The organism is Perlucidibaca piscinae DSM 21586, assembly GCF_000420045.1.
Taxonomy (GTDB): Bacteria; Pseudomonadota; Gammaproteobacteria; order Pseudomonadales; family Moraxellaceae; genus Perlucidibaca; species Perlucidibaca piscinae.
On sequence record NZ_ATUE01000008.1, the window covers coordinates 93,557 to 114,674 of the forward strand.

General features: G+C 64.8%; 20 protein-coding genes. 18 read left to right on the plus strand and 2 right to left on the minus strand.

All coding sequences use genetic code 11. The annotated features are described in order from the left end of the window. Nucleotides 1-57 precede the first annotated feature (57 nt). The 18 genes from F595_RS0109660 (at nucleotide 58) to F595_RS0109745 (ending at nucleotide 18,602) form a co-directional block, all read left to right on the plus strand. Nucleotides 58-1,275 (plus strand): IscS subfamily cysteine desulfurase, encoded by a 1,218-nt coding sequence (locus tag F595_RS0109660; protein WP_022956667.1) that lies wholly within the window; start codon nucleotides 58-60, stop codon nucleotides 1,273-1,275. A 31-nt stretch (nucleotides 1,276-1,306) separates the two neighbouring features. Next, nucleotides 1,307-1,690: a Fe-S cluster assembly scaffold IscU gene (gene iscU, locus F595_RS0109665; RefSeq protein WP_022956668.1), complete on the plus strand. Its 384-nt coding sequence runs from the start codon at nucleotides 1,307-1,309 to the stop codon at nucleotides 1,688-1,690. 23 nt (nucleotides 1,691-1,713) lie between these two features. After that, the gene (iscA, locus tag F595_RS0109670) at nucleotides 1,714-2,037 is read left to right on the plus strand and encodes an iron-sulfur cluster assembly protein IscA (RefSeq protein ID WP_022956669.1); all 324 of its coding nucleotides are present in this window, start codon (nucleotides 1,714-1,716) and stop codon (nucleotides 2,035-2,037) included. 14 nt (nucleotides 2,038-2,051) lie between these two features. Then, on the plus strand, nucleotides 2,052-2,582 hold the full coding sequence (hscB, locus tag F595_RS0109675; protein ID WP_022956670.1) for a Fe-S protein assembly co-chaperone HscB: 531 nt from the start codon (nucleotides 2,052-2,054) through the stop codon (nucleotides 2,580-2,582). Further along, nucleotides 2,582-4,462 carry a Fe-S protein assembly chaperone HscA gene (gene hscA / locus F595_RS0109680; RefSeq protein WP_022956671.1) on the plus strand — a complete coding sequence of 627 codons (1,881 nt, stop codon included), beginning with the start codon at nucleotides 2,582-2,584 and terminating at the stop codon, nucleotides 4,460-4,462. Before hscB ends, hscA begins: the two co-directional genes overlap by 1 nt. 1 nt (nucleotide 4,463) lies before the next feature. Then, on the plus strand, nucleotides 4,464-4,802 hold the full coding sequence (fdx, locus tag F595_RS0109685) for an ISC system 2Fe-2S type ferredoxin (RefSeq protein ID WP_022956672.1): 339 nt from the start codon (nucleotides 4,464-4,466) through the stop codon (nucleotides 4,800-4,802). A 31-nt stretch (nucleotides 4,803-4,833) separates the two neighbouring features. Then, on the plus strand, nucleotides 4,834-5,031 hold the full coding sequence (gene iscX, locus F595_RS0109690) for a Fe-S cluster assembly protein IscX (RefSeq protein ID WP_022956673.1): 198 nt from the start codon (nucleotides 4,834-4,836) through the stop codon (nucleotides 5,029-5,031). A gap of 445 nt (nucleotides 5,032-5,476) precedes the next feature. Next, a complete protein-coding gene (gene ndk, locus F595_RS0109695) occupies nucleotides 5,477-5,908 on the plus strand; it encodes a nucleoside-diphosphate kinase (protein ID WP_026913464.1) in 432 nt (143 codons plus the stop codon). Nucleotides 5,909-6,075: 167 nt separating this feature from the next. Continuing rightward, nucleotides 6,076-7,305, plus strand: a complete 1,230-nt coding sequence (gene rlmN, locus F595_RS0109700) for a 23S rRNA (adenine(2503)-C(2))-methyltransferase RlmN (protein ID WP_026913465.1) — start codon at nucleotides 6,076-6,078, stop codon at nucleotides 7,303-7,305. A 27-nt stretch (nucleotides 7,306-7,332) separates the two neighbouring features. Further along, nucleotides 7,333-8,535 (plus strand): helix-turn-helix domain-containing protein, encoded by a 1,203-nt coding sequence (locus F595_RS14250; RefSeq protein WP_084682964.1) that lies wholly within the window; start codon nucleotides 7,333-7,335, stop codon nucleotides 8,533-8,535. Nucleotides 8,536-8,567: 32 nt separating this feature from the next. Continuing rightward, nucleotides 8,568-9,689: a flavodoxin-dependent (E)-4-hydroxy-3-methylbut-2-enyl-diphosphate synthase gene (ispG, locus tag F595_RS0109710; protein ID WP_022956677.1), complete on the plus strand. Its 1,122-nt coding sequence runs from the start codon at nucleotides 8,568-8,570 to the stop codon at nucleotides 9,687-9,689. A gap of 48 nt (nucleotides 9,690-9,737) precedes the next feature. Beyond that, nucleotides 9,738-11,024: a histidine--tRNA ligase gene (gene hisS, locus F595_RS0109715; RefSeq protein WP_169447011.1), complete on the plus strand. Its 1,287-nt coding sequence runs from the start codon at nucleotides 9,738-9,740 to the stop codon at nucleotides 11,022-11,024. 10 nt (nucleotides 11,025-11,034) lie between these two features. Next, the gene (locus F595_RS0109720; protein ID WP_022956679.1) at nucleotides 11,035-11,736 is read left to right on the plus strand and encodes a YfgM family protein; all 702 of its coding nucleotides are present in this window, start codon (nucleotides 11,035-11,037) and stop codon (nucleotides 11,734-11,736) included. Next, nucleotides 11,733-12,887: an outer membrane protein assembly factor BamB gene (gene bamB / locus F595_RS0109725; RefSeq protein ID WP_022956680.1), complete on the plus strand. Its 1,155-nt coding sequence runs from the start codon at nucleotides 11,733-11,735 to the stop codon at nucleotides 12,885-12,887. Before F595_RS0109720 ends, bamB begins: the two co-directional genes overlap by 4 nt. An 11-nt stretch (nucleotides 12,888-12,898) precedes the next feature. Continuing rightward, nucleotides 12,899-14,299, plus strand: a complete 1,401-nt coding sequence (gene der / locus F595_RS0109730; protein WP_022956681.1) for a ribosome biogenesis GTPase Der — start codon at nucleotides 12,899-12,901, stop codon at nucleotides 14,297-14,299. Further along, nucleotides 14,262-16,439 (plus strand): TonB-dependent receptor plug domain-containing protein, encoded by a 2,178-nt coding sequence (locus tag F595_RS0109735; RefSeq protein WP_084682967.1) that lies wholly within the window; start codon nucleotides 14,262-14,264, stop codon nucleotides 16,437-16,439. Before der ends, F595_RS0109735 begins: the two co-directional genes overlap by 38 nt. A gap of 79 nt (nucleotides 16,440-16,518) precedes the next feature. Continuing rightward, the gene (locus F595_RS0109740) at nucleotides 16,519-17,331 is read left to right on the plus strand and encodes a hypothetical protein (protein WP_156873858.1); all 813 of its coding nucleotides are present in this window, start codon (nucleotides 16,519-16,521) and stop codon (nucleotides 17,329-17,331) included. Next, nucleotides 17,328-18,602, plus strand: a complete 1,275-nt coding sequence (locus F595_RS0109745; RefSeq protein WP_084682970.1) for a histidine kinase dimerization/phospho-acceptor domain-containing protein — start codon at nucleotides 17,328-17,330, stop codon at nucleotides 18,600-18,602. The genes F595_RS0109740 and F595_RS0109745 overlap by 4 nt, the downstream gene beginning before the upstream one ends. A 2-nt stretch (nucleotides 18,603-18,604) precedes the next feature. Here F595_RS0109745 and F595_RS13680 read toward each other — a convergent pair whose 3' ends face one another. Together F595_RS13680 and xseA are read right to left on the minus strand one after the other, a co-directional pair. Continuing rightward, nucleotides 18,605-19,372, minus strand: a complete 768-nt coding sequence (locus F595_RS13680; protein WP_456107046.1) for a peptidoglycan DD-metalloendopeptidase family protein — start codon at nucleotides 19,370-19,372, stop codon at nucleotides 18,605-18,607. Nucleotides 19,373-19,607: 235 nt separating this feature from the next. Next, nucleotides 19,608-21,008, minus strand: coding sequence for an exodeoxyribonuclease VII large subunit (xseA, locus tag F595_RS0109755; protein WP_022956686.1), 1,401 nt, complete (start codon nucleotides 21,006-21,008; stop codon nucleotides 19,608-19,610). Nucleotides 21,009-21,118 lie beyond the last annotated feature (110 nt).

Below are 21,118 nucleotides of genomic sequence, written 5' to 3' on the forward strand. Positions count from 1 at the left end.
CGCGATCACGGTGTCCGGAACCCCGGATACACGAATTTTGATGAACAGAGGTCAGGCATGAAGCGTCCGATTTATCTCGATTACTCCGCGACCACCCCGGTTGATCCGCGCGTGGCCGAGGCGATGATGAACTGCCTGCGCATGGAGGGTAACTTCGGCAACCCGGCCTCGCGTTCGCATGCCTATGGCTGGCTGGCCGAAGAAGCCGTGGAGACCGCGCGCGGCCATGTCGCCGCCCTGGTCAATGCCGATCCGCGCGAGATCGTCTGGACCTCGGGAGCCACCGAATCCAACAACCTCGCCATCAAGGGCGTGGCCGGCTTCTACGGCAACAAGGGCAAGCACATCCTGACCTCGAAGATCGAGCACAAGGCCGTGCTGGATGCCTGCCGCCAGCTCGAGCGTGACGGCTTCGACGTCACCTACCTGGATCCCGAGCCGGGCACCGGCCTGATCCAGCCGGCAGCGGTCGAGGCGGCGCTGCGTCCGGACACCATCCTGGTGTCGCTGATGCACGTGAACAACGAGATCGGCACCATCACCGACATCGCCGCCATCGGCGAGATCACCCGCGCCCGCGGCATCCTGTTCCATGTCGATGCCGCGCAGTCGACCGGCAAGATCGACATCGACCTTGATGCCATGAAGGTCGACCTGATGAGCTTCTGCGCGCACAAGACCTACGGTCCCAAGGGCATCGGCGCGCTCTATGTGCGCCGCAAGCCGCGCGTCCGTCTGGAGGCGCAGATCCACGGTGGCGGCCATGAGCGCGGCATGCGCTCGGGCACCCTGGCCACCCACCAGATCGTCGGCATGGGTGAGGCCTTCCGCATCGCCAGGGAAGAAATGCACGAGGAACAGGCTCGTCTGCGCGTGCTGCGCGACACGCTCTGGGCCGGTCTGCAGGATCTCGAGCAGGTGTTCCTGAACGGTGACGCCGTGCAGCGCATCGCCGGCAACCTGAACGTCAGCTTCAATTTCGTCGAGGGCGAGTCGCTGATCATGGCGCTCAAGGACATCGCCGTGTCGTCCGGCTCGGCCTGCACCTCGGCCTCGCTGGAGCCGTCCTACGTGCTGCGTGCCCTGGGCCTGAGCGACGAGCTCGCGCACAGCTCGATCCGCTTCACCATGGGCCGTTACACCACCGAGGCCGACATCGATTTCGTCATCCAGTATGCCCGTCAGGCGGTCAATCGCCTGCGTGACCTGTCTCCGCTCTGGGACATGTACAAGGACGGCATCGACCTGAGCACCGTGGCCTGGGTCGCGCACTGAGCGCGCCCGGCCTGCACAAGGAGTCAAGAACATGTCCTACAGCGAAAAAGTCATCGATCACTACGAGAACCCGCGCAACGTCGGCAAGCTCGACAAGGCGGATGTTCATGTCGGCACCGGCATGGTCGGTGCACCGGCCTGCGGCGACGTCATGCAGCTGCAGATCCAGGTGGACGACGACGGCATCATCCGTGACGCCCGTTTCAAGACCTATGGCTGCGGTTCCGCCATCGCCTCCAGCTCGCTGGTGACGGAGTGGGTCAAGGGCAAGTCGCTGGACGAGGCCGCCGGCATCAAGAACACCCAGATTGCCGAAGAGCTGGCCCTGCCGCCGGTGAAGATCCACTGCTCGGTGCTGGCCGAAGACGCCATCAAGGCAGCCATCGCCGATTACCGCAAGAAGCAGGGCGCCTGATCCGGCCCCCAGGGAGACTGTTCGTGGCGATTACCCTGACCGAACCGGCTGCGCGCCATGTCCAGGCCTGTCTGCAAGGGCGTGGCAAGGGCGAGGGCGTGCGTGTCGGCGTCAAGACCTCCGGCTGCTCCGGCCTTGCCTACGTTCTCGAGTTCGTTGATGCGGTCGAGGAGGCCGATCAGGTGTTCGAGTCCTTTGGCGTCAAGGTCATTGTCGATCCCAAGAGCCTGGCCTACCTCGATGGCACCGAGATGGACTTCGTCAAGGAAGGCCTGAACGAAGGTTTCAAGTTCAGCAACCCGAACCAGAAGGGTGAGTGCGGCTGCGGCGAATCCTTCACCGTCTGACAGGAGACCGTCTTGTGGATCTGAGCTCCAGCTATTTCGAGCTGTTCGGCCTCCCGACAGGGTTTGTCATTGATGTTGCCGCGCTGCAGCCGCGCTGGCGCGAACTGCAGCGTCTGCACCACCCTGATCGTCACGCCCAGGACGACGCGGCCGGCCAGCAGCATGCCCTGCAGATGGCGGCGTACATCAATGCGGCACACGAGACGCTGCGCGATCCCATCAAGCGCGCGCATTATCTGCTGCAGCTGGCCGGCCACGGCATTGATGGCGAACGCAGCACCATCGCCGACACCGACTTCCTGATGACCCAGATGGAGTTGCGCGAGCAGCTGGACGAGGCCGATTCGCTGGAAACCCTGGATGCACTCGAAGCCGATGCGGCCGAGTGGCGTGACAATCTGTTGCGCGAGTTTCCCATCGACTACGCGGCGCAGGACTGGAGCGAGGCGGCCGACACCTTGCGCAAGCTGCATTTCATGTCCCGCCTGCTGGCGGAGATCCAGGCTGAGCGCGAGCGCCTGGAAGACGAACTGGACGAGCTCTGATGGCGTTGCTGCAAATCGTGGAACCGGGCCAGAGCCAGGCCCCGCATCAACATCGCCTGGCCATCGGCATCGATCTCGGCACCACGCATTCGCTGGTGGCCACGATGCAAAGCGGACTGCCGCGTGTCTTGCCTGACCATGACGGGCAGGTGCTGCTGCCGTCCGTGGTGCGCTATCTGGCAGATGGTCATGTCGAGGTTGGCGAGAGGGCCCGTCAAGGCGCTGCGCAGGATCCGCTCAACACGCTGATCTCGGTCAAGCGCTTCATGGGGCGCGGGCTGGATGTGCTGCATCAGCTGGGCGCCCAGCTGCCCTACGACATCACGCTGCACGACAACGGCGTTCCCTATTTCCGTACCATCGCTGGCGAGCGCAGCCCGGTTGAGGCCTCCGCCGAAATCCTCCGGGTGCTCAAGCTGCGCGCTGAAGAGGCGCTGGGTGGCGAGCTTGCCGGCGCGGTGATCACCGTTCCGGCCTATTTCGACGAGACCCAGCGCCAGGCCACCAAGGATGCCGCCCGGCTTGCCGGCTTGCAGGTGCTGCGTCTGCTCAACGAGCCTACGGCGGCGGCCGTCGCCTACGGACTCGACCGCCAGGCGGAAGGCATTCATGCCATCTACGATCTGGGCGGGGGCACCTTCGACATCTCCATCCTGCGACTGCATCAGGGCGTGTTCGAAGTGCTGGCCACCGGTGGCAACGCCGCGCTCGGCGGGGATGATTTCGATCATGCCATCGCTGGCTGGATCATGGCGTCGGCCGGCATCGTCAACCCCGATGCCGATGTGCAGCGCCGTCTCCAGATGACCGCACGCAAGGTCAAGGAGGCGCTGAGTCAGCGTGAGTCCGTCGAGCTCAAGCTGGCCGCCGGCACCGGTGGGGCGCCTGCCGACTGGACAGGCGTGCTCACGCGGGATGCCTTCGAGCAGCTCGTCGCCCCGCTCGTGGACGAGACCCTGCGCGCCTGCCGGCGTGCGCTGCGTGACGCCGGCCTGAAGGCGGCCGATCTCGCCGAGGTCGTGCTGGTCGGAGGCTCCACGCGCGTGCCGCTGGTGCGCCGCCGTGTCGGCGAGTTCTTCGGTCGTCCACCCTTGACGCATCTTGATCCGGATCAGGTGGTCGCCATCGGTGCGGCGGTGCAGGCCGACATCCTCGCGGGCAACAAGCCCGACAGCGATCTGCTGCTGCTGGATGTCATCCCGCTGTCGCTGGGTCTGGAGACCTATGGCGGGCTGGTCGAGAAGATCGTCCCGCGCAACACGCCGATTCCGGTCGCGCGTGCCCAGGAGTTCACCACCTTCAAGGATGGCCAGACCGCCATGAGCCTGCACGTGGTGCAGGGCGAGCGCGAGCTGGTCGCCGACTGCCGCTCGCTGGCGCGTTTCACGCTGCGCGGCATTCCACCCATGGTGGCGGGTGCCGCACGCATCCGCGTCGCCTTCCAGGTCGATGCCGACGGTCTGCTCAGTGTCACCGCCGAAGAGACATCCACCGGGGTTCGTGCCGAGATCGTGGTGAAACCGTCCTGGGGGCTGGCTGACGAGGACATCCTGCGCCTGTTGCGCGAGTCCCAGCAGCATGCCGTCGCCGACATGCAGGCCCGCAGCCTGACCGAGGCGCGTGCTGAAGCCGAGCGCCTGTGGCTGGCCACCGAGGCGGCGCTGGCTGAGGACGGCCGGCTGCTGGATGCGCATGAAGTTGCCGCCTTGACGCGTGCCATCGCCGAGCTCAAGACGCTGGCTGCCGCTGCGGACAGCGCGGCCATCACGCAGTCCGCCGAGCGTCTCAACCATGCCGGCGAGCTGCTCGCCGCGCGCCGCATGGATGCCGGCATACGTCAGGCATTCGCCGGCAAGAACCTGACCGAACTGGAGGGCTGACATGCCTCGCATCATCGTGCTGCCGCACCATGAAATCTGTCCGCAGGGTGCGGTCATCACGGCCGAGACCGGCGAAAGCATCTGCGATGCCGCCCTGCGCCAGGGTCTGGCCATCGAGCACGCCTGTGACAAGGCCTGCGCCTGCACCACCTGCCATGTCATCGTGCGCGAGGGCTTCGACTCCCTCAACGAGCTCGACGAGCTGGAAGAGGATCTGCTCGACAAGGCCTGGGGGCTGGAGGCCGATTCGCGCCTGTCCTGCCAGGCCATCGTCGGCGACGAGGATCTGGTGGTGGAGATTCCGCGCTATACCCTCAATCACGCTGCCGAAAAGCACTGAGCTGCCACCGGCAGTTCACGGGAGAGCAATCATGTCGCTGAAATGGACCGATACCCTGGATATCGCCATCGCGCTCTGCGAGGCGCATCCCGACGTCGACCCGAAGACCATCCGCTTCACTGATCTCATGCAGTGGGTGATGGCGCTTCCCGAGTTCGCTGACGACCCCGGGCATTGCGGCGAGAAGATCCTCGAGGCCATCCAGATGGCGTGGATGGACGAGGTCTGAGCACACTCTGGATCGGCGCTGGACGGGTATCGGAGCTGCGTTAAAACACGCGTGAACCCTTCCCTGGGGCTCGGCTCGGCATCCATGCCTCGCACGGTTTTACCGCAGCTCCGATACCCGTCCAGCTCAGCAATCGGTGTTATCTGACGTTTGCTCAGCGCGCCCTGGTCATAGCCTGTTCGCTCGTGGCATTTTGCGAAACCGTGCGAGGCATGGATGCCGAGCCGAGCCTACAGGAGTGTATTCACGGCGTGTTTCGCACAATCCCACGGGCGGGCAGGCGCCACTGATCAACATGTTCGTTATTGCAGGTTCTGGTTAGGCGCATGGTGCTGCCAGCAAAAACAGACATGGCAGTGACACGAAACCCCGCGTATAATTCGCGCCCATTGTCTGCCGACCCGGCAAGACGCGATTCACATCACTTTTGAGCATGGAGCCCATCATGGCCGTCGAACGCACTCTGTCCATCATCAAGCCGGACGCCGTTGGCAAGAACGCCATTGGTGCCATCTTCAGCCGTTTTGAAGCCGCCGGCCTCAAGATCGTCGCCACCAAGATGAAGCACCTGTCCAAGGCCGAAGCCGAGGGCTTCTACGCCGAGCACGCCGGCCGCGGCTTCTTCAACGACCTGGTCGCCTTCATGACCTCGGGTCCGGTCGTGGTGTCGGTGCTGGAAGGCGAGAACGCCGTGCTGGCTCACCGTGACATCCTCGGTGCCACCAATCCGAAGGATGCCGCTCCGGGCACCATTCGTGCCGACTTCGCCGTCAGCATCGACGAGAACGCTGCCCACGGCTCGGACTCCACCACCTCCGCAGCACGTGAAGTGTCGTACTTCTTCAGCGCGCTGGAAGTTTGCCCGCGTACCCGCTAAGGTGACGCCAGCCCCGGTGCGCATGGCGCAGCGGGGCAGTCAGTCGCTCTGCGGAGTGGCTGTCACGGACTGACAAGGCCGCGGTACGACGTACTGCGGCCTTTGCGCTCACAGGCACCGCGCCTGCAGCGTCGACATAACTGGTGTAGCAACCCGTCGAGAGTGGTATGCAAGAGTCTGTTTCCGTGCCCGAGGCCACCCCGGTCGTCAGCACTGCCGAACATCTGGCCGCCGGCCGTCGCGTCAATCTGCTGGGCCTGAGTCGTGCCCAGATGGAAGTCTTTTTCGAGCAGATAGGCGAGAAGAAGTTTCGCGCTGGCCAGGTCATGAAGTGGATACACCAGCAGGGCGTGGCTGACTTTGCCGCCATGACCAACCTGGCAAAGACGCTGCGTGCCAAGCTTGAGCAGCACGCCGAGGTCTGTGTGCCGGAAGTGGTCTACAAGAACTTCTCCGCTGACGGCACGCGCAAATGGGTCATCAAGGTCGGTGACAACAGCATGGTGGAAACCGTGCTGATTCCCGATGGTGATCGCAAGACCCTGTGCGTGTCCTCGCAGGTCGGCTGCGCCCTCGATTGCAGTTTCTGCTCGACCGGCAAGCAGGGCTTCCAGCGTGACCTGACACCTGCCGAGATCATTGCCCAGGTCTGGATTGCCAACAAGTCCTACCTCGACGAGGGCGCCTTCAGCGGTCGCAACGCTGATGGTGAGCTGACGCGTACCCGCGCCATCACCAATGTGGTGATGATGGGCATGGGCGAGCCCCTGCTCAACTTCGATGCCGTGGTTCCGGCCATGCAGATCATGCTGGATGACTTTGCCTACGGCCTGTCCAAGCGTCGCGTCACGCTGTCGACCTCCGGCGTGGTGCCCATGCTCGACAAGCTCACCCAGACCATGGACGTGTCGCTGGCGGTGTCACTGCACGCGCCCAACGACGAACTCCGCAACGAGCTGGTGCCAATCAACCGCAAGTATCCGCTGAGCGAGCTGATGGCGGCCTGCCGGCGCTGGCTGATCCATCACCAGGGCAGCGATGTCGGTCGTCGCAAGGTGACGATGGAATACGTCATGCTCGATGGCGTCAATGACCAGCCTGAGCATGCCGACCAGCTTGCCCGGTTGCTCCACAACGTGCCCAGCAAGATCAACCTGATTCCGTTCAATCCGTTCCCGCATGCACCGTATGGCAGCACGCCGCGTGAGCGCATTGTCGAGTTCCAGAACCGCCTGATCCGGGCCGGGTTCACCACCACCATACGCACCACGCGTGGCGATGACATCGATGCCGCCTGTGGTCAGCTGGTTGGCCAGGTGAAGGACCGGACTCGCCGTGCCGAACGCTGGCAGGCGCGAACCCGTGATCAGGAAATTATCCGTACCTCCAATACCTGAACCTGATTGTTTCGAGGATGAATTTCCGTGAACGTGAGTGATGAATCGCTGAGCCCCTCAAACGGTTTGCCGCCTGCGGATCTGCCCGGGCAGAAGCTGGCCGATGCGCGTCGTCAGCAGGGCTTGAGCGTCGAACAGGTGGCTGCAGAAACCAAGCTGTCGGTGCGCTATGTGCAGGCGCTGGAAGCCAATGACTACGCGGCGCTGCCGGGCACCACCTTTGTTCGCGGCTACATCCGCCGCTATGCCGACATGCTCGGCATTGCCAGTGATGTGCTGGTGGCGGCATTCGATCGTCAGGCAGGCGGTGCGGTGTCGCCGCTGGGCAGCACCGTGCTGGCCGGCTCGGCGAGCGAGGCGGTGCGTGCCGGCAGTCGTCAGCTGCCCAAGCAAATGTTCCTTAGCCAGGCGCGCCAGTTCAGTGTCGCGCGTCTGATGTCCTGGGGCGCCATCCTGCTGCTGCTGACGCTGCTTTTCGGTGCCTTGTTCTGGCAGGCCGACGAGCCCGAGGCCGTGGTGGTCGATCCGGAAGAGCCCATCGTGCTGGACCTCCCCTCTGACGAGCTGTCTGCTTCCCTGCCCGAGCCGCTGACCCCGGAGCCGACGCCTGTCGTGACCGATCCGGCGGCGGCAACCCCGGTGGCCCCGCAAACCGGTCCGGATGGTCTGCCGCTGCCAGCGCCAGCACCGGGGGCTGTGCCTGCTCCGGCCACTACGCCAGCAACCGCACCTGCAACTGCGCCGGCACCGGCAACGGCTCCGGCGACCGTGCCTGCATCTGGCGTCACACCGTCTGCTCCGGCATCTGCGCTGCCGGCTCCCTCGGCGGCGGCGCCTGCTGCCGCGCGTCCGCTCGCGACCCAGGCCGTGGCTCCGGTGGCGCCAGCGACAGCTCCGGCTGCGGTGGCAGCCAAGCCGGTGGCTGCCGTGCCATCGACGGCAACCACTGCCTCGACTCGCCCGGCGGCGCCTGCCACGGCTGCGCCCAGCATCGACAATCTCAGCTTCAATTTTTCCGGTCGTTCCTGGATCAGCGTGCGTGATGCCACTGGCCAGGAGCTGGTCTATGGCCTGAAGAACCCGGGTCAGACCGTATCGGTCAGCGGCCAGCCGCCCTTCACCATCAACATCGGCAATGTCCATGTCACGTCGATGGCGCGCAATGGCAAGGCGGTCAATCTGAAGCCCTACACGCGTGGTGATATCGCCAGCTTCCGTCTGGCACGCTGAGTCCGGAACAGCCGCACGAGGAACCTGACACCATGCATGAGTCCCCCATCAAGCGTCGTCTGACCCGGAAGATCCGGGTCGGCAACCTGTTCGTGGGTGGTGATGCCCCGATCACGGTGCAGACCATGACCAACACCGAGACCTGCGATGTCGAGGCCACGGTCGGCCAGATCCAGCGCTGCGTTGCGGCGGGTGCCGACATCGTGCGGGTGTCGGTGCCGTCCATGGAGGCCGCGGAGGCTTTCGGGCATATCCGCAAGCGTGTGCCGGGCGTGCCGCTGGTGGCGGACATCCACTTCGACCACCGCATCGCGCTGGCCGTGGCGGAGCAGGGCGTGGACTGCCTGCGCATCAACCCGGGCAACATCGGCTCCGATGACAAGGTACGCGAGGTCGTCGCGGCGGCCCGGCACCATGGCATCTCCATGCGCATCGGCGTCAACGCCGGCTCGCTGGAGAAGGACCTGCAGAAGAAGTACGGCGAGCCCACCGGCCAGGCCCTGCTGGAATCGGCGATGCGCCACATCGACATCCTCGATCGTCTCAACTTCCATGAGTTCAAGGTCAGCGTGAAGGCATCCAACGTGTTCCTGACGCTGGATGCCTACCGTCTGCTGTCGGCGCAGATCGACAACCCGCTTCACCTGGGCGTGACCGAGGCCGGCGTGTTTCGCTCGGGCACGGTGAAGTCGGCCATCGCGCTCGGCGGCCTGCTGCTGGACGGCATCGGTGACACCCTGCGCGTGTCGCTGGCGGCTGAACCGGAGGACGAGGTGAAGGTCGGCTTCGATATCCTGAAGTCGCTGGGGATTCGCTCCAACGGCATCAACTTCATCGCCTGCCCGAGCTGCTCGCGTCAGGAGTTCGACGTCATCCGCGTGATGAACGCGCTGGAGGCACGGCTCGAGGATATCCGCACGCCGATGGACGTGTCGGTGATCGGCTGCAAGGTCAACGGCCCGGGCGAGGCCAAGGAAGCGGATATCGGCGTGGTCGGCGCGCTGCCGCGCTCGCTGGTGTACCGCAATGGCGAAAAGAGCCACCTCATCGACACCGACAAGCTGGTCGACGAGATCGAGGCCATGGTGCGCGAGCGCGTGGCCGAGAAAGAGGCGGACGCCGCGCGGCTGATCACGCGCACGGCCGCTGAATAACGCATTGAGTGATCAGGGGGTCGTCAGCGACCGCCTGACTGGGATGGTTTGATGAGTCGCATAAACGCCATTCGTGGCATGAACGATATCCTGCCCGACAGCACGGCGCGCTGGCAGCAGGTCGAGTCGGTGCTGCGCGGGCTGATGCAGCGCCATGGCTATCAGGAAATCCGTCTGCCGGTGGTGGAGCCGACGCCCCTGTTCAAGCGCGCCATCGGCGAGGTCACCGACATCGTCGAGAAGGAGATGTATACCTTCGAGGATCGCAGCGGCGAGTCGCTGACCCTGCGCCCGGAAGGCACGGCCGGCTGTGTGCGCGCTTGCCTGGAGCATGGCCTGACCCACAACCAGAGCCCGAAGCTGTGGTATGCCGGCCCCATGTTCCGCTACGAGCGTCCGCAGAAGGGCCGCTACCGCCAGTTCCACCAGTTCGGCGTCGAGACCTTCGGCCAGAGCGGTGCCGACATGGACGCCGAGCTCATCCTGCTGAGTGCCCGCCTGTGGCGCGAGCTGGGCCTGAGCGACGTCGTGACGCTGGAAATCAACAGTCTCGGCGAGCTGGAAGCGCGTGCCGCCTATCGCGCCGCGCTGGTGGCCTATCTCGAGCAGTTCCGCACCCAGCTCGATGACGACTCGCAGCGTCGCCTGCACAGCAACCCGCTGCGCATTCTCGACAGCAAGGATCCCGCCACGCGCGCGATCCTGGCCAATGCCCCGGTGCTGACCGACTACCTGGACGAGGGCTCGCGCCAGCACTTCCAGCGTCTCTGCGGCCTGCTTGATGCCTGCGGGATCAGCTACCGGGTCAACCCCTCGCTGGTGCGTGGTCTCGACTACTACAACAAGACCGTGTTCGAGTGGGTAACCACGGCACTGGGATCGCAGGGTACGGTGTGTGCCGGTGGTCGCTATGACGGCCTGGTGTCGCAGCTCGGTGGCCAGGCCACGCCCGCGGTGGGGTTTGCCATCGGACTGGAGCGTCTGGTGCTGCTGCTGGAGGCTGTCGCGCCTCAGACCCCGGCCGCCGAGGCCGACGTCTTCGTCATGGCGCTGGGCGATGCCACGGTGCCGGCCATGATGCAGCTGGCGGAGTCGTTGCGTGATGCCTGTGGCGGGGCGCGAATCGTGTATAACTGCGGCGGTGGCAGCATCAAGTCGCAGTTCCGCAAGGCCGACAAATCGGGTGCCCGTCTGGCCCTGATGATGGGTGACGAGGAACTGGCGGCCGGGGTCTGTACCCTGAAATGGCTGCGTGAAGCACGTGACCAGCAGCGCGTGGCGTTGACCGACGTGGTCGCGACCGTGTCTGCGGTTCTCAACGACAACGAAGAATGAGGGATTGCGGGTGGCCTACAACGAAGATGAAGCCGTCGAGAGCTTGAAGACCTGGTGGCAGCGCTATGGCATGTCACTGCTTCTGGGGGTGGCGGTGGCGGGTGCCGGCGTGGCTGGCTGGCGCTGGTGGCAGGCCGAGCAGATCAATTCGGCTACCGTGGCGCAGACCCTGCAGCAGCAGATGAACACGGCTGCCCAGCGCAGCCTGGCCAATCCCGATGACAAGGCCGCCAACACCGATTTGCAGCGTCTCGCGCGTCAGCTCATGGATGAACATGCCAGCACGCCCTATGCCGTCGATGCTGCCCTGATGCTGGCCCGTCATGCCGTCGAGACCAGTCAGCTGGCTCAGGCCGAAAAGCACCTGCGCTGGGTGCTGGAGCAGAAGCCTGATGCGGAAACCGTGCTGCTGGTGCGTACCCGCCTGGCGCGCGTGCTGATCGCCAAGGGCGATCTCAAGGCGGCCGAGGAGCAGCTGCAGGCAGTCGATTCGCCGGCACTTCTGCCGCTGGTGGCGGAGATTCGTGGCGATCTCGCCCTGCAGAAGAATGATCGGGCCGCTGCTGCCAAGGCCTATGCCGAGGCTGACCGGGCGCTGGCGGCGCGCAACGAGCAGCGCCCGGTGCTTGAGCTCAAGCTTGCCGATGTCGGCCTGACTCCGGTGCCGCGCAAGGCTGCCGAGGCCGCAGTGTCACAGGAGACTGCCCAATGAATGCCATGACCCGTCTGCCACTGGCCCTGGCACTTCTCGCAACCCTGGCCCTCGGCGCCTGCAGCAGCAACCCGGCGTCATCGGGTGCTGCCCCGCTCCCCGAGATCGCCGGCAAGGGCGTGGAGATCGACAAGCGCTGGTCCGCTTCGGTGGGGGATGGCGCAGACAACGAGTTTCTTTCGCTGGAGCCGGCAGTCGAGGCGCCCGCTGTCTATGCCGCCAGTCGCGATGGCGTGATCAAGTCCATCGGGCGCGCCAGTGGCGCATTGCGCTGGAAGGCCCGTCTGACCACCGGCATCACCGGTGGCGTCGCGGTTGATGGTGACATTCTCGCCGTCGGCACCGATCAGTCCGACCTGCTGGTGCTGCGCAGCAAGGATGGCTCGCCGGTCTGGCGCGCGCCGCTGGGCGCCTCGCTGCTGTCGGTGCCGCGCATCACTGCCACCGATGTCATCGTGCAGACCCTGGATGGTCGCATCCAGGTCTTTGCCCGTGACACCGGTCAGCCGCGCTGGAAGTTCGACACCCCGGTGCCGCCGCTGTCACTGCGCGGCAATGCGGCCCCGGTGGCGTCCGGTGACAAGCTGTTCGCGGTCAGTGGCCAGGGCGACCTGTACCAGCTCGACCTCAAGAACGGCCTGCCGGTCTGGCAGACCCGTGTCACCAGTTCGCGCGGTCGTGGCGAACTCGAGCGCCTGATGGACATCGATGGTGACCTCGTGCTCGACAGCAACGGGACCCTGTACACCGCCGGCTACCAGTCGCAGCTCACCGCCACCGATACCCAGCAGGTGCGTCGCCGCTGGCAGATCAATGTCTCCACCACGCAGAGCGTCGCCTTTGACGGCGCCCATGTCTATGCAGTCGATGCCGATGGCTCGCTGGCGGCCATCAACAAGATCACCGGTGCCGTGGTCTGGCTGCAGGATGGCCTCAAGGGTCGCAAGCTGCTGGCCCCGGTCATCTGGCGCGGTCTGGTGGTGGTAGGCGACAGCGATGGCTGGCTGCATGTGTTCAGCCCCCGTGATGGTGCCCCGCGCGGTCGCAAGCGTGCCGCTGGCGCGCCCCTGATGAGCGTTGTTGTAGATGCACCCCAGCTGCTTACCCTGTCTGTCGAAGGCAGACTGGCGGCCTGGGACCTGAAACCCTGAGTGGATGATTGATGAAACCTGTGCTTGCCCTGGTCGGGCGCCCCAATGTCGGCAAGTCGACGCTTTTCAACCAGCTGACGCGAAGCCGTGATGCCCTTGTGGCCGACCTGCCGGGCCTGACGCGTGACCGTAAGTACGGTGACGCGTGCATCAGCAACAAGTCCTTCATCGTCATCGACACCGGCGGCATCGGCGAATCGGAGCAGGGCATCGATGCGCCCATGGCCGAACAGTCGCGTCTGGCCATCGAAGAGGCCGACATCGTCCTGTTCCTGGTCGATGCGCGTGCCGGCCTGACCCCCGCCGACACCCAGATCGCCACCGAGCTGCGCACGCTGAACAAGCAGGTGCAGCTGGTGGTCAACAAGATTGACGGCATCCAGGAAGAGGTCGCGCTGGCCGACTTCCACCGCCTCGGCCTCGGCGAGCTGCACGGCATTGCCGCCAGCCATGGCCGTGGCGTGACCCAGATGATCGAGACCATTCTCGCGGACTACCCCGAGGATGATCCGGACGTCGAGGACCCCGAGGCCGGCATCAAGATCGCCATCATCGGACGCCCCAACGTGGGCAAGTCGACGCTGGTCAACCGCCTGCTCGGCGAAGAGCGCGTGGTGGTCTACGACATGCCGGGTACCACCCGCGACAGCATCTACATTCCGTTCGAGCGCCAGGAGCGGCGCTACACGCTGATCGACACCGCCGGCATCCGACGCCGTGGCCGCGTCAACGAGACCGTGGAAAAGTTCTCGGTGATCAAGACCCTGCAGGCGGTCAAGGACGCGCATGTCGTGGTCATGGTCATGGATGCCCACGAAAGCATCGTCGACCAAGACCTCAACCTGCTCGGCTTCGTGCTGGAAACCGGGCGCGCGCTGGTCATCGCCATCAACAAGTGGGACGGCATGACGGATGACGAGAAGAAGAAGCTGCGCAACGACATGGAGCGTCGCTTCGACTTCCTGCCCTACGTCAAGATCCATCTGATCTCGGCCAAGTACGGCACCGCCGTGGGGGATCTGTATCCGTCCATCCACCGCGCCTACGACTCGGCCATGATCAAGGTTCCGACCAACCGCCTCAACCAGCTGCTGGCGGATGCGCTCGAGCAGCACCAGCCGCCGCTCGTGTCCGGTCGTCGCATCAAGCTGCGCTACTGCCACATGGGTGGCCAGAACCCGCCGCTGTTCGTGATTCATGGCAACCAGACCGAATCGGTGCCCAAGGATTACAAGCGCTATCTCGAGAACGTCTTCCGCAAGGCCTTGCGTTTGCAGGGCACGCCGGTCAAATTCGAGTTCAAGACCACGGACAACCCGTTCAAGGATAGGGTCAACAAGCTGACCGAAGCCCAAGCCGAGCGCCGACGCCGCCATGTCCAGTTCCACAAGAAGCGCGAAAAGAAACGCTGATCTGCTGCGCCTCGCCTGCCTCGGGCTGATCGTCGGCCCGACACTGACGCAGGCCGATGATCTCGGGTTCGAGGAGGCACCGGCAGAGGTGTCGCCGGTTTCGGTGATCTCGGCCACGCGTCTGCAGCAGTCGCCCCTGGATGCGCCATCGGCGGTCACGGTCATTGACCGTGCCACCATCCGCGCCTCCGGCGCACGCCAGATCTACGACGTGCTGCGCCTGGTGCCGGGCATGATCGTCGCTCGCGAGTCCGGCTCCGAGGCCTACGTCGGTTATCACGGTACCTCCACCTTCGGCAACCGCCGCATGCAGGTGCAGGTCGACGGGCGCTCGCTGTACCAGACCGGTCTCGCGGTGGTGGACTGGATCGGCCTGCCCCTGGACATCGAGGACGTCGAACGCATCGAGGTGGTGCGCAGCCCGTCTTCGGCCACGCACGGTGCCAACAGCTTCTACGCGGTCATCAACATCATCACCCGACATCCGCAGGATGTCCCCAATGCCGAGCTGGTGCATCGTGCTGGCGAGGATGGCATTGGTGACAGTTTTGCCCGGCTCTCGTTGTCCGGACTCGGTGGCGACTGGTCCTGGTCGGCGTTTCGTCGCGGCGATCGGGGCTTTGACACCAACCTCAAGCGTGAGGCGTCCTATCGTGACGACACGCGCAGCGAAGGCCTCTATGGCAAGGGCGTGTGGACCACGGCACAGAATGGCGAGTTCACCTTCAGCATTGGCGGGGCGCGCTCGACGGCCCAGCAGGAGCGACTGAACAACCAGGATCTGTACCGTGAATTGCCGGTGGCAACCGTCGACAACGCGCATGCCACGATGAACCTGCTGCAGCCAATCGGGCAGCGCAATACCTTCAATGCCCAGGTCTCCTTCAATCACTTTGATCGTGACGAGCCGTGGAAAGTAAGGCTGCCCTATGTCGTCGTGTCACCCGAGCTGAATCGGCTGCAGCGTGAGGATCCGGATCAGGCCCGTGCCTTTGTCGATGACCCGGTCGCGGCCTGTACCAATCCAGGCCCGCTGCTGACCAATGCCGCACTGCGTGACACCTGTCTGCTGACCATCAGCATGCTGGAAATTGATCCGCAGACCGGTGAGCCGACCTTGCCGCTGCTGGACTACAACACCGATGTCAGCTACCGCGACCAGCGCACTGACATCGAGCTCAGCAACACATGGACGCCAAATGAGCGCTTCCGCATGGTGCTGGGGGGCGAGGCGCTGCTGGGACGTACCACGTCAAAAACCTATCTGCAGGGGTCGGCATCATCCACGGTGATGTCGCTGTTCTCGCACATCGAGTGGCGATTCGCCGATCAATGGCTGCTGAATCTGGGTGGCAACGTCGAGCGTGACGACATCGCCGGCAGCTACTTTTCGCCGCGAGCGGCCCTGTCCTGGCAGTTCGATCCGCGTCAGGCCCTGCGTCTGGGGTATTCCGAAGCGGTGCACACGCCCGACATCTTCGAGAACCAGGTCGATGCCGCATTCGAGGCACGTACGGCAGACCGGTCGCAGTCCCGCTTTGATGGCGTGTTCTATCAGCGCGTGAAGTCTGACGGCACGGCGCGTACCGAGCGCATCCGCTCCCATGAACTGGCGTATGTCGCCCAGTTCAGTCGCGTTGCAGCCGACGTGAAGTTCTTCCGCGACGATCTGGAGCTGGTCGACAACACGCTTGGTCTGGACGAATTCATCCTTGGACCCATCGAGAACTATGTCCTGCAGGGAGCCGAGCTGGGCAGCCAGTGGCGTCTGACGCCCTTTCAGCGCCTGCTGCTCAACTATTCGCATCTCGACATCGATGCCCCCAAGGGACAGCCGGAAAGCAACAACACGGATATCTTTGCCCGTCACAGTGGTAGTCTGATGTGGTCACTCATGGATCCGGATGGCTGGCGAGGCAGTGTCGCCTACAACTTCTACAACGACCTGAACGACAGTCAGCAATACTTCTATGATCGGCTGGATCTGCACATCGGACGTGTGGTTCCGCTAGGCCAGCGCCAGCAGCTCGATCTGGGTGTCACTGCCCAGTACCGTTTGACCGATGATCCGGAGCTGCGCACCGCCAACGGTGTCGACAGCCGGCATCGAATCTGGGCGAGTGCAGCGTGGCGTTATTGAGGCATCAGGCAGGAGGCAGTCACGGATGATGGCCCCGCAGCTGCGCTGGCGCAGGTGTGTTCAGCACGTGCTTCATGCCATGCTGGTGTGGCTTTGTCTTTGCGTCTCCCCCGGATTGCATGCGGCCCTGACTGTGCAGGTGGTGGGTGCACCCGAGCCTGCCCTGCGCGCCTTGCGTGCAGCGGCGCCCGACATTGTCTGGGTTCCCGATGCCGGCGATGGTGCGGCTGCGGCCGTCACCTTGCGCTGGCTTGCGGGTACCGACGATGCGGCATCGCGGCAACGCGCTGATTCGCGTCCGCAGCTGGTGCTTGCCCGCAATGCATCGGACTGGCCTCTGCGTGCTGGAGACTCGGCGCTGTACTGGGGCGTTGACCTGGTCGCGCAGTGGCAGCTGGCGCGTACCGTGCTTCCCGGTCTGCAGCGTGTCGGTGTGCTCTATCCTCCGGCGCATGAAGCCGAGGTGCTGGCGCTGCGCAAGGAGGCGGGCGAGACTCGTGTTGTGGCCAGACGACTGTCCGGCATGCCGACTGCCCGCGATGTGGCGGAGCTCGCCCAGCGGGTTGATGTGCTGCTCGGCATCAGTGACACCAGGTTCTTCTCGCGTGAAACCGCCAAGGTCATCCTGCTCTCCGCCTATCGCCATCAGCGGCCCTGGATCGGTCCGACACCGGCGTTTGTCGCGGCAGGCGCCGTGGCGTCCCGTGCCGTCCCCAAGGCCGACCTCATCGCGGCAGTTGTCGAGCAGTTTCGCTACTGGCAGCGCACAGGCACGTTCCTGCCTGCGCGCACGCTGACGCCTGGCGAAGTGGTCTGCAATGTCCAGGTGGCGCGCTCGCTGGCCGTGGATCTCTCGCGTGTTCCCTGCGTACCGGTTCGAGGTGGCACATGAATCCCTTGCGCTGGCGTCGCCGTCTGCTGCTGCTGGGTACCCTGCCTGCGATTCTGGTCATGGTGCTGATTCTGTCGCTGACGACCTGGAGTCATGTGGTCGAGCAGAACCAGCGTTTCGAAGCCTCAGCCCGCCAGCTCACCAGCCAGCTGGCGGCGGGTGCCGATTACGCGCTGCTTTCCAATCAGCCGGGGTTGCTGGATGGTGCAGTCAGGCGCTTCCTCGAGTACCCCGGCGTGGTCAGCCTGACCATCACGGACCATTCCGGTGCACTCTGGCTGCAGCGCAAAAACGCGCTGACGGTGATGCCGGAGGACGTCAAGCGTTATGAGGCCGACATCCTGCAGCCGCTGGCGTTGCCGGCCGAGGATGACTGGTTCGACGGCGTGACGGCGCCGGCACAGGAGCGCATAGGGCGGGTCAGTGTCGGTTTTGATGGCGGACTCATCCTGCGCACCGAGCTGGGGCTGATCTTTCGTGCCGTGCTTCTGGGCATTGCCGTGTTGCTGCTGATCGGCGCACTGGTCTGGGGGCAGGGTGCCCGTTACGCCGAGCAGCTGAGCCGGCAGCAGAAAGCGGCGCGTCAGCTCGGCGTCATCGAGGATCTGCAGCAGCAGTTGCGGGAACGCGAACAGCGCTGGCAGCAACTGCTGAGCCAGCAGGCGGCCTGGGGCAAGTGGTCACATGACATACGCACGCCGTTGCATGGCGTTTCCGGCATGCTGGAGCTGCTCGCCAGCACACCGCTTGATGATGAGCAGCAGCACTATGTTGCCCAGGCCCGCGATGCCGCCCAGGCCATGGAGAGCGGGCTGCGCGGCATGCCCCAGCCACTTGCCGGCAGATCACCGGCGCTGGATGGACGCGCCCTGGCCGAGGCGGAGCGTCTCTGGGTCGGCAAGCGCATTCTCGTGGTCGAGGATGACCTCATCAGCCAGCAGCTTCTGAAAAGCATCATGCTGCCGTGGCGTGTCGATCTGACCTGTGTCGACAGTGGCAAGGCGGCGCTGGGCTATGTCGGCGAGCCTTGGGACCTGGTCATGGTCGATGGCGAGTTGCCGGACATGAATGCTGCCGGATTTGCTGTCCGCTGGCAGCAGCTGCGTCAGCAGGCACGGCGCGCGAACTCGGCATGCGCCTTGGTGGCCATGACCGCACACAGTGATCCGTTGCGTGTTGCCGAATACCAGGCGGCGGGTCTGGAGTCGGTGCTGATCAAGCCGCTGCGACGTCAGCACCTACTGGGTGTGCTGACGCCCCTGATTGCCTGACGCTATTTGTCGGTCAGCAGCCAGCGCGGGTCGATGCGGGCATCGTTGAGGCTGACGGTCCAGTGCAGGTGCGGGCCGGTGGCGCGCCCGGTGGCTCCTACCGTGCCCACAGTCGTGCCGGCAGTGACCATGTCGCCTTGCTGCACGCGGATTTCGTCGAAATGGCAGAGCATGGAAAACAGGCCCTGTCCGTGGTCAAGGATGACGGTGCGGCCGTTGAAAAAGAAGTCGCCGGTCAGCGCCACGCGGCCATCGGCCGGTGCCATCACGGGTTCGCCGGTACGGCCGGCGATATCCAGCCCGAGGTGTGGTGCCCTGGGCACGTCGTTGAAGAAGCGCTGCAGGCCGAAGGGGCTGCTCAGACGACCCGACAGCGGCCAGCGGAAAACCGGCCAGGGCGGCTGCTGCATTGCCCTGCCAGGTGCAGCGCTGAACTGCCGGTAGGTCTGCTTCTGCAGCTCGGCTTCGCGGGCAAAGCGTGCCAGCTGCTCTTCGTCCGGGGTGACATAGCGCGTGTCCTTGAGCACCAGACGCTGTTCGGGATAGGTTTTTCGCGTCACCAGCCAGCGTGCTGCGACCCGCCCTTCGGCGTCAGTCAGCTGCTGTTCTCCCTCGGCCTGCAAGGGCAGCCCGACAACGGCAACGCGCGGGCCTCCGCTCTGCACATGTCCGGTCCACACCGGCTGGCCCTGGTAGTGCAGTGTCAGGGGCAGTGAGTCCGGCAGCGGCACGATGGCCACGCCGCCATTGACTGGTGCATGGCGTGGCATGGCGCTGCGTTGGCGAACATTTGGTGTGACCTCGTCACGGATGCGCAGCGCATCGTCCAGTGCCGCCAATGCCGGTGTCAGCTCAGGCACAGGGTCGGGTGTCTGCGCCGCGAGCGCGGCTGCTGCAATCGGGGTGCTGTGAACCGGTTCGGAAGCCAGGACGCCAAGCATGCTGATGGCGGTGGCAAACAGCACGGGAAACGTGTTGCGGATGGGCATGTCTGGCATGTCTCTTTCAGGTCGGGTTCAGATCAGGCGGCTGGCAGGCCGTCACGGTGGCTTGCAGGCGACCTTCCTGCAAGCGAATGGCGATGTGCTGGCCGGGAGCGGTTGCCGCTGACGAGCGCAGGAGCTGCCCGTCGTCAGTGGTCACGATGGCATAGCCTCGGGTCATCACGGCCAGCGGACTGACGGCCTCGGCGCGCATCACCAGGGACTGGAAACGGAAGCGCTGCTGTTCGAGTTGACGCTGCATCAGGCGCTGCAGGCGATCCTGCAGCTGCTGCAGTCGCGGTCGCAGTTCCGTCAGCCGGCGTCCGGGATGTCCGGTCTGCAGACGCTGCCGCAAGACGGCATGCTGCTGTCTGCTGAGCAGGAGCTGTCGCTGCATGGCACGGTTCAGGCGCAGCTCGAGGTCATCCACGTGCTGGCGCTGATCCTGCAGCAGTCTGGCCGGGCTGCGCAGCCGACGGGCCAGCTGCTGCAGCTGGTCGCGTCGTTGCTGCAGCTGGCGCAGCATGCCGCGCTGCAGACGAATCTGTCCCTGGCGTATCTGCTCAAGCCCTTGCTGCCAGTCGGGGCTCACCAGCTCTGCCGCTGCCGAGGGGGTGGGCGCGCGAACGTCGACGACGAAGTCGGCAATGGTGAAATCGATTTCATGGCCTATGCCACTGACCACCGGTACCGGCAGGTCGGCCAGCGCTCTGACCACGGCCTCTTCATTGAAGGCCCAGAGATCCTCCAGCGAGCCCCCGCCACGGGCAATGATGACGACATCGAAGGGCGCCACGCTCCGGCCTTCAGCGTCGCGGAAATCATTCTGATGCAGCTCGCGCAGCAGGGTCAGGGCGGCCACGATCGCGGGTGGTGCATCGCTGCCCTGGACCGGCACCGGGCAGACGTGCACGGGAATGCCCGGCGCCCGGCGTCCGAGCACCTGCAGGATGTCGCGCACGGCGGCACCGCTGGGCGATGTCACCACGGCAATGCCGCGCGGACTGGCTGGCAGTGCGCGCTTGCGTTCGGCAGAGAACAGACCCTCAGCGGCAAGACGTGCCTTGAGCATCTCGAAGGCCTGCTGCAGCGCGCCTTTGCCGGCGTCCTCAAGATGCTCGACGATGAGCTGATAGTCCCCGCGCGGCGCGTACAGGCTGACCCGGGCACGCACAAGCACCTGCTGTCCGTGGCGTGGCGGCTGCTGCAGCCGAGACGCCGTGCGAGCCCCCTTGAACATGGCAGCACGTACCTGTGCCTCGTCGTCCTTGAGGGTGAAATAGAGGTGCCCGGAGCTGGGTGCCGACAGGTTCGATATCTCTCCTCGCAGCCAGACCCTGCCGTAGTTGAACTCCAGCAGCTCGCGCACGCTGCCGTTGAGCTGACTGACCGTGAGTACGGCGGGAGCGGGAGAGGATGTCATGGGAGATGCCCGGGTATGGATGCCTTGACTGCGCGGCTTTGCCGGCAGGCGTCATGTTCAGCAGGATGATAGCGCAAGCAGGGCCCAGTTTTAGGGAGCAATGGCGTGAG

Excerpts from the sequence above, each read along its gene's own strand:
- F595_RS0109660 (WP_022956667.1), top strand. The coding sequence starts at position 58 with ATGAAGCGTCCGATTTATCTCGATTACTCCGCGACCACCCCGGTTGAT.
- iscU (WP_022956668.1), top strand. The coding sequence starts at position 1,307 with ATGTCCTACAGCGAAAAAGTCATCGATCACTACGAGAACCCGCGCAAC.
- hscA (WP_022956671.1), top strand. The coding sequence starts at position 2,582 with ATGGCGTTGCTGCAAATCGTGGAACCGGGCCAGAGCCAGGCCCCGCAT.
- fdx (WP_022956672.1), top strand. The coding sequence starts at position 4,464 with ATGCCTCGCATCATCGTGCTGCCGCACCATGAAATCTGTCCGCAGGGT.
- iscX (WP_022956673.1), top strand. The coding sequence starts at position 4,834 with ATGTCGCTGAAATGGACCGATACCCTGGATATCGCCATCGCGCTCTGC.
- ndk (WP_026913464.1), top strand. The coding sequence starts at position 5,477 with ATGGCCGTCGAACGCACTCTGTCCATCATCAAGCCGGACGCCGTTGGC.
- rlmN (WP_026913465.1), top strand. The coding sequence starts at position 6,076 with ATGCAAGAGTCTGTTTCCGTGCCCGAGGCCACCCCGGTCGTCAGCACT.
- ispG (WP_022956677.1), top strand. The coding sequence starts at position 8,568 with ATGCATGAGTCCCCCATCAAGCGTCGTCTGACCCGGAAGATCCGGGTC.
- bamB (WP_022956680.1), top strand. The coding sequence starts at position 11,733 with ATGAATGCCATGACCCGTCTGCCACTGGCCCTGGCACTTCTCGCAACC.
- der (WP_022956681.1), top strand. The coding sequence starts at position 12,899 with ATGAAACCTGTGCTTGCCCTGGTCGGGCGCCCCAATGTCGGCAAGTCG.
- F595_RS0109735 (WP_084682967.1), top strand. The coding sequence starts at position 14,262 with ATGTCCAGTTCCACAAGAAGCGCGAAAAGAAACGCTGATCTGCTGCGC.
- F595_RS0109740 (WP_156873858.1), top strand. The coding sequence starts at position 16,519 with ATGCTGGTGTGGCTTTGTCTTTGCGTCTCCCCCGGATTGCATGCGGCC.
- F595_RS0109745 (WP_084682970.1), top strand. The coding sequence starts at position 17,328 with ATGAATCCCTTGCGCTGGCGTCGCCGTCTGCTGCTGCTGGGTACCCTG.
- F595_RS13680 (WP_456107046.1), bottom strand. The coding sequence starts at position 19,372 with ATGCCACGCCATGCACCAGTCAATGGCGGCGTGGCCATCGTGCCGCTG.
- xseA (WP_022956686.1), bottom strand. The coding sequence starts at position 21,008 with ATGACATCCTCTCCCGCTCCCGCCGTACTCACGGTCAGTCAGCTCAAC.